Source organism: Xanthomonas sp. WHRI 10204, from assembly GCF_040202875.1.
Classification (GTDB): Bacteria; Pseudomonadota; Gammaproteobacteria; order Xanthomonadales; family Xanthomonadaceae; genus Xanthomonas.
The window spans coordinates 1,697,144-1,710,104 of record NZ_JBEGDW010000001.1; the positions used below are offsets into that span (position 1 = coordinate 1,697,144).

At 64.5% G+C, this 12,961-nt stretch carries 10 protein-coding genes and 1 other RNA gene; 8 read left to right on the plus strand and 3 right to left on the minus strand.

What is annotated here, in order from left to right; translation table 11 throughout:
- Nucleotides 1-200: 200 nt before the first annotated feature.
- The 4 genes from ABQZ00_RS07375 (at nucleotide 201) to ABQZ00_RS07390 (ending at nucleotide 5,928) form a co-directional block, all read left to right on the plus strand.
- Nucleotides 201-1,316: a polyamine ABC transporter substrate-binding protein gene (locus ABQZ00_RS07375; protein WP_055851825.1), complete on the plus strand. Its 1,116-nt coding sequence runs from the start codon at nucleotides 201-203 to the stop codon at nucleotides 1,314-1,316.
- Between the two features lie 331 nt (nucleotides 1,317-1,647).
- Entirely contained in the window at nucleotides 1,648-2,850 is a 1,203-nt protein-coding gene (locus tag ABQZ00_RS07380; protein WP_055851830.1) for an HlyD family secretion protein, read from the plus strand.
- Nucleotides 2,847-4,433, plus strand: a complete 1,587-nt coding sequence (locus ABQZ00_RS07385) for an MDR family MFS transporter (RefSeq protein ID WP_115562271.1) — start codon at nucleotides 2,847-2,849, stop codon at nucleotides 4,431-4,433. Before ABQZ00_RS07380 ends, ABQZ00_RS07385 begins: the two co-directional genes overlap by 4 nt.
- A 4-nt stretch (nucleotides 4,434-4,437) precedes the next feature.
- Nucleotides 4,438-5,928 carry an efflux transporter outer membrane subunit gene (locus ABQZ00_RS07390; protein WP_055852292.1) on the plus strand — a complete coding sequence of 497 codons (1,491 nt, stop codon included), beginning with the start codon at nucleotides 4,438-4,440 and terminating at the stop codon, nucleotides 5,926-5,928.
- A 305-nt stretch (nucleotides 5,929-6,233) separates the two neighbouring features.
- Here the strand turns inward: ABQZ00_RS07390 and ABQZ00_RS07395 are convergent.
- A non-coding RNA gene (locus ABQZ00_RS07395) (sX9 sRNA) lies at nucleotides 6,234-6,309 on the minus strand.
- A gap of 307 nt (nucleotides 6,310-6,616) precedes the next feature.
- Here ABQZ00_RS07395 and ABQZ00_RS07400 point away from each other — a divergent pair.
- From ABQZ00_RS07400 to ABQZ00_RS07410, 3 genes are read left to right on the plus strand one after another with little or no spacing between them, the layout of a single operon-like run.
- Nucleotides 6,617-7,747, plus strand: coding sequence for an ABC transporter ATP-binding protein (locus ABQZ00_RS07400; RefSeq protein ID WP_311238636.1), 1,131 nt, complete (start codon nucleotides 6,617-6,619; stop codon nucleotides 7,745-7,747).
- Complete coding sequence (locus ABQZ00_RS07405; protein WP_323537206.1) at nucleotides 7,744-8,658, plus strand: ABC transporter permease subunit; 915 nt, start codon at nucleotides 7,744-7,746, stop codon at nucleotides 8,656-8,658. Before ABQZ00_RS07400 ends, ABQZ00_RS07405 begins: the two co-directional genes overlap by 4 nt.
- Nucleotides 8,655-9,503, plus strand: coding sequence for an ABC transporter permease subunit (locus ABQZ00_RS07410; protein WP_055851842.1), 849 nt, complete (start codon nucleotides 8,655-8,657; stop codon nucleotides 9,501-9,503). The genes ABQZ00_RS07405 and ABQZ00_RS07410 overlap by 4 nt, the downstream gene beginning before the upstream one ends.
- 135 nt (nucleotides 9,504-9,638) lie before the next feature.
- Here the strand turns inward: ABQZ00_RS07410 and ABQZ00_RS07415 are convergent, their stop codons facing one another.
- Complete coding sequence (locus ABQZ00_RS07415; RefSeq protein ID WP_323537205.1) at nucleotides 9,639-9,962, minus strand: hypothetical protein; 324 nt, start codon at nucleotides 9,960-9,962, stop codon at nucleotides 9,639-9,641.
- 348 nt (nucleotides 9,963-10,310) lie between these two features.
- Here ABQZ00_RS07415 and ABQZ00_RS07420 point away from each other — a divergent pair, with 348 nt between their 5' ends.
- Nucleotides 10,311-11,675: an NAD-dependent succinate-semialdehyde dehydrogenase gene (locus ABQZ00_RS07420; RefSeq protein ID WP_323537204.1), complete on the plus strand. Its 1,365-nt coding sequence runs from the start codon at nucleotides 10,311-10,313 to the stop codon at nucleotides 11,673-11,675.
- 276 nt (nucleotides 11,676-11,951) lie between these two features.
- Here the strand turns inward: ABQZ00_RS07420 and ABQZ00_RS07425 are convergent, their stop codons facing one another.
- Nucleotides 11,952-12,953 carry a magnesium and cobalt transport protein CorA gene (locus ABQZ00_RS07425; protein WP_115527960.1) on the minus strand — a complete coding sequence of 334 codons (1,002 nt, stop codon included), beginning with the start codon at nucleotides 12,951-12,953 and terminating at the stop codon, nucleotides 11,952-11,954.
- Nucleotides 12,954-12,961: the final 8 nt, after the last annotated feature.

Consider the following 12,961-nt stretch of genomic DNA (forward strand, 5'->3'; position numbering starts at 1 on the left):
CCGCCGCAGAGCAGCGCAACCACAGCGCAGCAAGCGCCACCGCCGCGGCCGGCCTTCGCCAATCCCGACGCTTCAGCGCGTCAAACCGCGAACCCCGGTCCACGCACCTCCCGCTGTGCAAACCCGGACGCGGTGGGTAGGCTGGGCGCAGACCGGCCGCGATGCCGGGCCGCTCCCACCGCGCTGCCCTGGAGACCCACATGACGCTGCGACTGCTCGCCCTGACCCTGTCCATCACCCTGTTGTCCGGCTGTGGCGGCGGTGGCGCGCCGGGCAAGGCCGATGCGCAGGCCAAGGTGCTCAACGTCTACAACTACTCCGACTACATCGCCGAAGACACGATCCCCGCGTTCGAAAAGAGCACCGGTATCAAGGTCACCTACGATGTGTTCGACAGCGACGAGATGGTGGAAACCAAGTTGCTGGCCGGTGGCAGCGATTACGACGTGGTGGTGCCCACGCTCAACTTCTTCGGCCGGCAGATCCAGGCTGGTGTGTTCCTGCCGTTGGACAAGAGCAAGATCCCGAATCTGGTCAATCTGGATCCGGACGTCATGCGCCGCATCGCTGCGCAGGACCCGAACAACGCCTATGGCGTGCCGTACATGATCGGCACCACCGGCATCGGCTACAACGTGGACAAGCTCAAAGCGATCTTCGGCAGTACCGATGTCGCCAACAGCTGGGATCTGGTGTTCAAGCCGGAGAATCTGTCCAAGCTCAAGGACTGCGGCGTCACCATTCTGGACACGCCCTCGGACATGATCCCGATCGCGCTGAATTATCTGGGCCTGGATCCGCACAGCAGCGTGCCGGCCGAGATCGAGAAGGCTGCCGCGCTGATCAAGACCATCCGCCCGTACGTGCAGAACTTCCATTCCAGCCAGTACGTCACCTCGCTGGCCAATGGCAATACCTGCCTGGCGGTGGGGTGGTCGGGCGACATCATCCAGGCGCGCGATCGTGCCAAGGAGGCCGGCAACAACGTCAACGTGGCCTACGCCATTCCGAAAGAAGGCGCGCCGCAATGGTTCGACATGCTGGCCATCCCCAAGGACGCCAAGCATGCTGACAACGCCTACGCCTTCATCAATTACCTGTTGAAGCCGGAGGTGGCCGCGGCCAACAGCAACTTCATTCACTACGCCAACCCGGTACGCACCGCCACGCCGCTGGTGGATGCGGCGATCCGCAACGACCCCACCATCTACCCGCCGCCGGAAGTGACCGCCAAGATGTTCACCTACGCGATCAACTCGCCGGACGTCGATCGCCTGTACACGCGGCTGTGGACCGAGATCAAGACCGGCCGCTGAGCCGTGGCGTCAGGCGCTGATGCGGCGCGGGCCGCCGCATCCTTATCAAACGCCAATCATTGGCTGAGACACTGCAAATCTGGTCGCGGCAGCGTGCAGCTGGCGCACCGGCATCGCATCGCGAGCGCACGCTTGGGTGCAGCACGCGGCTGCCCGACACGCGCCGACCGAGCCATACCGCGCGTCCGGCCAGCCTCAGCCCCAGCTGACTGGCCTCATCACGCAACCTGTACTGACGAGTTCAAATAATTGCATGGTTCCGCCGCTTTCGCCGTGCCGCTGATGCGGCATGCCGCTGCGCGCATCGCCCACGACCTACAGGACGCTTCCTTTGAGCAACCAAGCAGACCACCCGTCCAACGATGGCCGCAGCCAGACCGCGGATGCGCAGGGCGCCGACGCGCACGACGACCAGGAGCAGAAGCCTTCGCCGTTGAAGAACCCCAAGGTCAAGTGGACGCTGATCCTGGTGGGCGTGCTGGTGCTGGTCTTGCTGGTGGTCTGGCTGGCCTATTACCTGATCAAGGGCCGCTACATGCAGGACACCAATAACGCCTATCTGCAGGCCGATTCGGTGGCGGTGGCGCCGCGCGTCAGCGGCTATGTGACCAAGGTGATGGTGGGCGACAACCAGATCGTGGACGCCGGCCAGCCGCTGCTGCAGATCGACGACCGCACTTACCAGGCAACCCTGCAGCAGGCCGAGGCCGCGATTGCCGCGCGCCAGGCCGATATCGCTGCGGCCACGGCCAATGTCTCTGCGCAGGAATCGGCGCTGGTGCAGGCACGTACCCAGGTCACTGCTGCCGCTGCCAGCCTCACCTTCGCCCAGGCCGAAGTGAAGCGCTTCGCGCCGCTGGCGGCGTCAGGCGCCGACACCCACGAGCATCAGGAAAGCCTGCAGCACGAGCTGGCGCGCGCCCGCGCCCAGTACGACGCGGCCCAGGCGCAGGCCAAAGGGGCGCAGAGCCAGATCCAGGCCAGCACGGCGCAACTGGAGCAGGCCCAGGCCGGGGTGAAGCAGGCCACCGCCGACGCCGATCAGGCCCGCATCGCGGTGGAAGACACGCGCCTGACCAGCCGGATCCACGGCCGCGTCGGCGACAAGACCGTGCAGGTGGGGCAGTTCCTGGCCGCCGGCACCCGCACCATGACCATCGTGCCGCAGGAATCGCTGTACCTGATCGCCAACTTCAAGGAAACCCAGGTCGGCCTGATGCGTCCCGGCCAGCCGGCCGAGATCGAGGTCGACGCGCTGTCCGGGGTGAAGCTGCACGGCAAGGTCGAAAGCCTGTCGCCCGGGACCGGCTCGCAGTTCGCGCTGTTGCCACCGGAAAACGCCACCGGCAACTTCACCAAGGTGGTGCAGCGCTTGCCCGTGCGTATCCGTGTGTTGGCCGGCGAAGAGGCGCGCAAGGTGCTGGTGCCAGGCATGTCGGTGGAAGTGACGGTGGACACGCGCTCGGCCAAGGACGCCAAGGAGCGTGCTGAAAAAGAATCCGACCGCGTGCAGGAGCAGGAGCGCGCGCAGTGAGTGCAGCGGCAGCCACCGGCCCGAGTGCCGGCGGCAGCGCGACTCGCGAGAAGGCCGAGCCGGGCGCCTGGCTGGCGGTGCTGGCCGGCACCATCGGCTCGTTCATGGCGACGCTGGATATCTCCATCGTCAACGCTGCGCTGCCCACCATCCAGGGCGAGGTCGGCGCCAGCGGCACCGAAGGCACCTGGATTTCCACCGCGTATCTGGTCGCCGAGATCATCATGATCCCGTTGACCGGCTGGTTCGTGCGCACCTTGGGGCTGCGCAACTTCCTGCTGATCTGCGCGGTGATGTTCACCGCGTTTTCGGTGGTGTGCGGGTTGTCGACCTCGTTGACGATGATGATCATCGGCCGGGTCGGGCAGGGGCTGGCCGGCGGTGCGCTGATTCCTACCGCGCTGACCATCGTTGCGACCCGGCTGCCGCCCAGCCAGCAGACCATGGGCACCGCCTTGTTCGGCATGACTGTGATCATGGGCCCGGTGATCGGCCCGCTGCTCGGTGGCTGGCTGACCGAAAACGTCAGCTGGCATTACGCGTTTTTCATCAACGTGCCGATCTGCGTCGGCCTGGTGGCGTTACTGCTGCTGGGGCTTAAGCATGAAAAGGCCGATTGGGCGGGCCTGCTCAATGCCGATTGGCTGGGCATCTACGGCCTGACTGCGGGCTTGGGCGGGCTCACCGTCGTGCTTGAAGAAGGCCAGCGCGAACGCTGGTTCGAGTCCAGCGAAATCAACACGCTGAGCCTGATCGCCTTGAGCGGATTCATTGCCCTGGTGGTCGGCCAGTTCCGCAAGCGCGCGCCGGTGATCCGTCTATCGCTGCTGCTGCATCGCAGTTTCGGCGCGGTGTTCATCATGATCATGGCGGTGGGCATGATCCTGTTCGGCGTGATGTACATGATTCCGCAGTTTCTGGCGGTGATCTCCGGCTACAACACCGAGCAGGCCGGTTACGTGCTGCTGCTGTCCGGCCTGCCCACCGTGCTGCTGATGCCGATGATGCCCAAGCTGCTGGACGTGGTGGACGTGCGCATCCTGGTGATCGCCGGGCTGATCTGTTTTGCCGCGGCGTGTTTCGTCAACCTGTCGCTGACCGCCGACACCGTCGGCACGCATTTCGTTGCCGGGCAGTTGCTGCAAGGCTGCGGGTTGGCACTGGCGATGATGTCGCTCAATCAGGCGGCCATCTCTTCGGTGCCGCCGGAGCTGGCCGGCGATGCATCGGGCCTGTTCAATGCCGGCCGCAACCTGGGCGGCTCGGTCGGGTTGGCGCTGATCTCCACCTTCCAGGAGCGCCGCATGACCTTCCACACCGAAACCATCGGTAGCGCGATCACCGCCAATGCGACGCGCGCGCAGGACTTTCTGGCTGGCCTGAGCGCGCAGATGCAGGGCAGCGCCGGTGGCGAGGCGGCCATCCGCTCGATCGCGCAGTTGGCGCGACTGGTGCAACAGCAGGCGTTGGTGATGACCTACAGCGATCTGTTCTGGATCTTCGGCGTGATCGTGGTCTGCACGATCCCGCTGGCTTTTTTGCTCAAACCGTTACCCAAGGGGGCGCACCTTGCAATGCACTGATTCCCTGCGCCCGATGCGCATGCCACTGGCGGCGGCGCTGAGCGCCGTGTTGCTGGGCGGCTGCATGGTCGGCCCCAACTACACCAAGGCACCGCCGGTGGCCGATGCGGCCATGCAGGCGCCCGCGCTGCATCGCGCCAGCGGCGCGCAGGTGGTTGCCGCCGCGCCGTTGAACCACTGGTGGGAGCAATTGAACGACCCGCAGCTCACCCAGCTGGTGACCCGGGCGTTGGCCGACAGCCCCAATCTGCGCGCGGCGCAAGCGCGTCTGCGCGCCAACCGCGCACTGGCCCGGCAACGCCGCGCCGAGCGTTTGCCCAAGCTCAATGCCAGTGCGATCTACGCCTATGCCGAGCCGCCGCAGACCATCGTGGACACGCTGGGCGGGCTGCAGGAGGGCCAGCCCGGTCAACAGCCAGCTGCAGGCGATCAGGCACTGGATCTGGACAAGACCCAGATCTACAGCGCCGGTTTCGATGCCAGTTGGGAGCTGGATTTTTTCGGCCGCCGTCGTCGCGCCGCCGAGGGCGCGCTGGCGCAAGCGCAGGCCTCCGAAGCCGAGCTGGCCGATGCGCAGGTGCAGCTCGCCGCCGAAGTGGGGCAGGTGTACCTCAACTATCGCGGGCTGCAGGCACGCCTCGCCATTGCCGATGCCAACCTGGACAAGATCGGCCAATCGCTGGCATTGACCCGTCAACGCCGCGAGCGCGGTGCGTCCTCGGACCTGCAGGTGGAGCAGATCGCTACCCAGGTGCAGCAGCAGCAAGCGCAGCGCCTGCCGCTGGAAATGCAGTTGCAGGAAGCGCTGGACCAGCTCGCGCTGATGGTCGGACGCGAGCCCGGCGCGTTGGACGCGCAACTGGCGGCGGTGCAGCCACTGCCGATGTTGCCCACCGACGTGCGCGTGGACGATGCCGGCGCGTTGATCCGTCGTCGCCCCGACGTGCGCAAGGCCGAGCGCGAGCTGGCCGCGTCCAGCGCGCAGATCGGCGAGGCGTTGAATGGCTACTTCCCGCAGGTGACCCTGCTGGGTGGGCTGAGCTGGGTAGCCGGTTCGCCCAGCGACTTCAACTCCGATGCGCTGACCACCCTGGCAGTGCCGATGCTGCGCTGGTCGATCTTCGATTTCGGCAAGACCCGTGCGCAGGTGGAACAGGCGCGTGCCGGCAATGCCGGCCGCGAGGCGGCTTATGAGGGCGCGGTACTGGCGGCATTGCAGGACGCCAACTCCGCGTTGTCGCGCTTCGGTTCGGCGCGCAAGCAGCTGGTGGTCGCGCGCCAGGCCGAAGCCTCGGCCACGCGCTCGGCCGGACTGATGCAGCAACGCCGCGATGCCGGCGCAACCTCGTCGATCGATCTGCTCGACGTGCAACGCCAGCAGTTGTCCGCACAGGACGCCGCCGCGCAGGCGCAGGTGCAGTTACTGGTCAACTACGTCGCGCTGCAAAAGAGTCTGGGTCTGGGCTGGAGCGAGGCGCCGCAGGAGACGCGTTGACCGTTGTCTATGGTCGATGGGCTTCAATCAGGCATGCATGTATGCATGCCTGCGCTGCCATTGCCATTGCCGCGCGTCGGTGAGGGTTGCGCATGCGGTCTGCATCGGGAGGATTGGTGGCACGGACGTCATCGGGTTGATGGAATTTGCAGAAGCCCCGTCAGTGAGTTTGGAGACCAGGACTTTGCTGGACCAAAACACGCACCGACGAGGACGGCTTGCATACCGATTTACGCATCGTCTTACACGTTTGGACGGCGTGCGTTCTGCATCCGGATATCCGGTTGATCAGACCAACTTGGAGCGGCCAACACAACGGAGCCAGCAATCGTCAGGTGGATGCGGACGGCCCGGAGGAACCGGAATGTACGAGTGGTAGATGCCGCAACGAACACTGAGCACTGAGCACCGCCCGCCTGGCGTTGAGCACAGTTGTTTTGTTAGCTGCTCGTCTAGCGTTGGCCCCGCTTGATTGGCTGGTATTGCCCGGCGATGTCTTCTCCAATCGAAACAAGTCACCACTGATGCAGTCACGGACACTTGCCGCAATGCCGCTTGATCGTCACTCTCAGCCGCAGACGCGCAGACGCGCAGACGCGCACGCGCCCGACAGCCGATACATGCTTTTGCCATCATGGCGCGCAGGCTCTACCCCCGGCGCCTGCGTTTGCCGTCATCGAGAGGAACCATGTCACTGACCGACGCCTTGCCGCCCCTGTCCACCCCTGCGGATGCCGGCTACCTGTCCATCAGCGAGGTCCGTAAGGAATTCGATGGCTTTGTCGCGGTCGACGATGTCAGCCTGCAGATCCGCAAGGGCGAAATCTTTGCGCTGCTGGGCGGGTCGGGCAGCGGCAAATCCACCTTGCTGCGTTGTCTGGCCGGCTTCGAGCGACCCACCAAGGGGCGCATCACACTCGATGGCCAGCCGATCGACGCGCTGCCGCCGTATGAGCGCCCGATCAACATGATGTTCCAGTCCTACGCGCTGTTTCCGCATATGAGCGTGGAGCAGAACATCGCCTTCGGGCTGAAGCAGGAAGGCCTGTCGAAGGCCGCCATCGCCACCCGCGTCGGCGAGATGCTGGAGCTGGTGCAGCTGGGCGCGTTGGCCAGGCGCAAGCCGCATCAGCTCTCCGGCGGCCAGCAGCAGCGTGTCGCGCTGGCGCGCTCGCTGGCCAAGCGACCCAAACTACTGCTGCTGGACGAACCGATGGGCGCGCTGGACAAAAAACTGCGCTCGCAGATGCAGCTGGAACTGGTCAACATCATCGAAACCTCCGGGGTCACCTGCGTGATGGTCACCCATGACCAGGAGGAGGCGATGACCATGGCCACGCGCATCGCGCTGATGGATCAGGGCTGGATCCAGCAGGTCGGCACGCCCGATGAAATCTACGAACAACCGGCCAACCGGTTCGCCGCCGAATTCATCGGCTCGGTCAATCTGATCGACGCCGTCATCGCCGAAGACGCGCCCGATTACGTCACGCTGAAGACGCCGGCCTTCGACGCCCCTATCCGTATCGGCCACGGTATCACCGGCTTCGAAGGCCAAGCGGTGGCGTTTGCGCTGCGTCCGGAAAAACTCGCCATCGGCAAGGACGAACCCACGCAGGCCTGCAACAAGGCGCAGGGCGTGATCGAAGACATCGCCTATTTCGGTAGCCATTCGGTCTACCACGTGCGGCTGCCCAGCGGGGTCAAGCTGATGGCCAACTTCGCCAATCGCCAGCGCTGGGCCAGCGAAGCGCTGACCTGGGGCGATGCGGTGTGGGTGGGCTGGGGCGAGGACGACGGCGTGGTGCTTACCGCATGAGGCCGCGCCTTTCCCGTCGCGGCTTGCCGGGTGCGCGTTGGGGCGTGATCGCCGCGCCGTACCTGTGGTTGCTGGTGTTCTTCGCGATCCCGTTCCTGATCGTGCTGAAGATTTCGTTTGCCGAGCGCGCCATCGCGATGCCGCCATATACGCCGCTGTTCGCATCTGCGGCCGATGGCGCCCTCAGCGTCAAGCTGCATCTAGGCAATTATCTGGCGCTGCTGCGCGACAGCCAGTACGTGGCCGCGTACCTGGGCTCGATCAAGATCGCGGCGATCTCCACCGCACTGGCGTTGTTGATCGGCTACCCGATGGCGTATGTGATCGCACGCTTGCCGTCGGCTACCCGCAACGTGGCGATGATGCTGGTGGTGCTGCCATCGTGGACCTCGTTCTTGATTCGTGTCTATGCGTGGATCGGCATTCTCGACGGCAACGGCCTGCTCAATCAGGCGCTGCTGGCGCTGGGCGTGATCAAGCAGCCATTGCAGTTGCTGTACACGCCCGTCGCCGCCTACATCGGCATCGTCTACTGCTATCTGCCCTTCATGGTGTTGCCGCTGTACGCCAATCTGGTCAAGCACGACAACCGCTTGCTGGAAGCGGCCTACGATCTGGGCGCGCGTCCGTGGCAAGCATTTGTGCGCATCACCTTGCCGCTGTCGCGTAACGGCATCGTGGCCGGCTGCATGCTGGTGATGATCCCGGCGGTGGGCGAGTTTGTGATTCCGGAAATGCTGGGCGGCCCCAACACCTTGATGATCGGCCGCGTGTTGTGGGGCGAGTTCTTCAATAATCGCGATTGGCCGGTGGCCGCTGCCGTGGCCACGGTCATGCTGGTGTTGTTGCTGGTGCCGATCGTGATCTTCCACCGTTACCAGCAGCGCGAGCTGGAAGGGCGGCTGACATGATGCGCGCCTCGCGCGGTGGGCGCGTGCTGGGCGGCAGTGTGCTCGCGCTGGGTTTCGGGTTTTTGTATCTGCCGATCCTGTTGCTGATGGTGTACTCGTTCAACGCCTCGCGCCTGGCCACGGTGTGGGGCGGGTTTTCGACGCGCTGGTATGGCGAGTTGCTGCGCGATCGGCAATTGCTGGAGGCGGCCTGGGTCAGTCTGGAAGTTGCGTTCTGGACCGCCTGCGCATCGATGGTGCTGGGCACGATGGCCGCGATGGCGATGGTGCGCATGCGGCGGTTTCCCGGCAAAACGCTGTTCGGTGCGCTGATCACCGCACCGCTGGTGATGCCGGAGGTGATCATCGGCTTGTCGATCCTGCTGTTGCTGGTCTCGATGGGCGGCGTGCTCGGCATCGCACCGCGCGGGGCAGTGGCGATCTGGGTCGCGCATGTCACCTTCACCGTGTCGTTTGTCACCGTGGTGATTTCCTCGCGCCTGCAGGAGCTGGACCGCTCGCTGGAAGAAGCCGCGATGGATCTGGGGGCCACGCCGCTGAAGGTGTTCTTTCTGATCACCTTGCCGATCATCGCCCCGGCACTCGCATCGGGTTGGCTGCTCGCCTTTACGCTGTCGCTGGACGATGTGGTGATTGCCAGCTTCCTGGCCGGGCCGAGTTCGACCACGCTGCCGATCAAGGTGTTCGCATCGGTGCGGCTGGGCATCAGCCCCAAGATCAACGCACTGGCCACAGTGATGGTGCTGGCGGTGTCGGTCGCCGCAGTGATCGGTTGGTGGCTGCTGGCACGCAGCGAAAAACGCCGTCTGCGCGATCAGCAACTGGCGCTGCAAGCGGCTCCCTGAGCAGGTGCCCGCGTTAGTGTGGCCAATGAACTGCAGCAAGCGGCCATCAGACAGGTGCGAACGCTCAAGCCACCGACCTGGACGACGGCTACGACGGCCGCCGGACGCTGGGCACACCAGTAGGAGCCGCGGCGGCTACCTGGCCGGAGGCGTGTATCCGTTGTCCCAGGGCTGCGGCTTGGTCAGGTAGCACTGATACTCGGCCCTGATGTCGTAGCCGTGTTGCTCGACTCTAGGTTGTTCATCGGCGCGGTCCTTGCGGTTGTCCTTGCCGTCGTCCTTGGACTTTCGCTTATCGGGAAAGATCGTGACCATGTTCGGCGACGACTGCGCGGTGATCAGTTGGCGGATGGCAGTGTCCGAGCACGCATGCAGTGCCTCGTCCTCGCAGGGTTGCGCGGGATCGGGCATCAGGCTGTTGCAGCGCACGGTGACAAACCCGGCCGGGCCGCGGGCCACGCAAGAGGTCCTGGAGGACGGCACATCCCGGCAGGCATGCACTGGTGCCAAGTACAACGAGAGCAATGAGATTCCGGCGCATCGTGGTGGTCTTCCATGGATGGATGAAGCTGCCACAGCGCATGCTGGAGCAATGCGCGGTTGGACCGTCTGAACAGGGCAAGGCTGCTTTCGGTACCTCGTCTGGGAGCGTGATCCCAGCGGTCATTGATCAGAGAGCTGTGCGGTGAAGGTGCGGCATTGCGTCGCGGTGCGGGTAAACACAGCGTTGCAGCAATTTGCAGTGGTTGTGACGCGGCTGCAACTTCCCGGCGACTAGCATTGGGCGTCTTGCAACTGGAGACCGTCATGTCCTACGACACCGTCAACCCTGCCAACGGCCAGGTCGAACATACCCAGCAGACGCTGGACGCCGCCGCCATCGAGGCGCGCTTGGCCGCTTCCGCCAAGGCGTTTCCGCAGTGGGCAGCACTGCCCTTGGCCGAGCGCGGCGCCCTGCTGCGCCGGGTCGGCGAAGAGTTGACCAAACGGCGCGACGACCTGCAGCGCATCATGACCGCCGAGATGGGCAAGCTGCGCCGCGAAGCGCTGGCCGAGGTCGACAAGTGCGCGCAGGCCTGCGCGTATTACGCCGACCATGCTGCCGAGTATCTGGCGCCGCGCGAGATTCCAACCGAGGCGCAGTCCAGCTATGTGCGCTATGAACCGCTGGGCTGCGTGTTTGCGGTGATGCCGTGGAATTTCCCGCTGTGGCAGGCGTTTCGCTTTCTTGCGCCGGGCCTGATGGCCGGCAATGTGGCGCTGCTCAAGCACGCCAGCAACGTGCCGCGTTGCGCCGATGCGATGAAAGACGTGCTCGATGCTGCCGGCATTCCGCCGGGCGTTTTCGACGTGCTGCATATCGACAACGACCAGGCCGCCGATGTGCTGCGCGATGACCGCATTGTTGCAGTCACGCTGACCGGCAGCGAACGTGCCGGCCGCTCGCTGGCCGCCAATGCCGGCGACCAGCTGAAGAAATGCGTGATGGAGTTGGGCGGCAGCGACGCCTTCGTGGTGCTGGAAGACGCCGATCTTGAGCACGCCGTGCAATCGGCGGTGCAGTCGCGCTTCGACAATAGCGGGCAGACCTGCATCGCCGCCAAGCGCTTCATCGTGGTCGATGCCATCGCCGACCAATTCATCGAACGCTTTGTCGCCGCCGCCGCCGAGCGCGTGGTCGGCGACCCTCAACAGGAAAGCACCACGCTCGCACCGATGGCACGCGCCGATTTGCGCGACGAATTACACAAGCAGGTGCAGGCCAGCGTGGAGAAGGGAGCGAAGGTATTGCTGGGCGGCGCACCGGTGCCGGGCTCGCATGCCGGCTACCCGGCCACGATCCTCGACCAGGTCGCACCCGGCATGCCGGCGTACGACGAAGAATTCTTCGGCCCGGTGGCCTCGATCATTCGTGTGGCCGACGAAGCCGAAGCGATACGTGTGGCCAACGACACCACCTTCGGCCTGGGCGGCAGTGTGTGGACCGCAGACGCCAAGCGCGGCGAGCGCGTCGCGCAGCAATTGCAGTGCGGTGCCGCCTTCGTCAATTCGGTGGTCAAGAGCGATGTACGGCTGCCATTCGGTGGCATCAAGCGCTCAGGATTTGGCCGCGAGCTCGCCGATCACGGCATCCACGAGTTCATGAATATCAAGACGATCTATGTGGCTTGAGTGCCGGGAGTGGGGATTCGGGAGTAGGGATTCGTCAAGCAACGGCGCTTCCTTCTCCCATCGGGAGAAGGTGCCCCAAGGGCGGATGAGGGTACGCATCAGCTGGTCGTTGGCTAGCGCGCGCCAACAGAAACCACCAGCCTTCAAACAGGATTGATCGAACGATCAAACGCAACAGCGCTCAAACTCAACCATCACTCAAGCTCGATCAGCAACCAGCCAACCCGCTCCAACCAATCCCGAATCGCCACTCCCCAATCCCGGCCGCAAAGCGGCCTACAGCCACCGGGCGCGCTTGAATAGGCGATATAGCACCAGGCACGAGGCCACCACACCGCCCACCAGTAAGGGGTAGGCGTATGGCTTGTCGAGTTCGGGCATGTGGCTGAAGTTCATGCCGTACCAGCTGGTGATCAGGGTCGGTGCGGCGAGCAGGGCGGCCCAGGCGCCCAGGCGCTTGACGGTTTCGCCCTGCGCCAGCGTCACCATCGACAGGTTGACGCTCAAGGCGGTGCCCAGCATCTCGCGCAAGGTGTCGATGGCGTCGTTGATGCGCACGGCGTGATCGAGCACGTCGCGCAGGTAGATGCCGACCTCGTCATGGATCAACGCGCCCGGATTGCGCTTGAGATGCGACAGCACGTCCTGTAAAGGGGCGACCACCAGACGCATCTTGTTGAGTTCGCGCTTGAGCTCATACAGGCGCACCACGGTTTCGCGCTTGTAATTGTCGGCAAAGATGTCTTTTTCCAGGCCTTCCAGCGTGTCGCGAAACTCGTCCATGATCGGCAGATAGTTGTCGACCACAAAGTCCAGCACGCCATACAGACAGAACGACGCGCCCTTGCGCAGCATCGCCGGCTCGCGTTCGACCCGATGGCGGACCGGCGTGTAGGACAGCGACGCGCCATGGCGCACGGTCAGCAGAAAACGTGCGCCGAGGAACGCATGCGTCTCGCCGTAGCGGATGCGTTCGTTGACCAGTTGCGCGGTATTGACCACCACAAACAACGAATTGCCGTAGCTCTCGGCCTTGGGGCGTTGGTGCGCCTTGAGCGCATCCTCGATAGCCAGATCATGCAAGCCGAACTCGTCACGCAACTTGTGCAGCACCGATTCCTGCGGCTCGTACAAGCCGACCCAGACGAAGCCATCCGGGCGCTCCAGCACATCGCTGATCTGCTCCAGGCTGATGTCGTGCCGCTTGCCGTCACCGTCGTAGTACGCGCAGGTGATGACGCAGGACGGGTTGTCCGGATGGCGACCGTGGTTGTTCATGCGCGCAT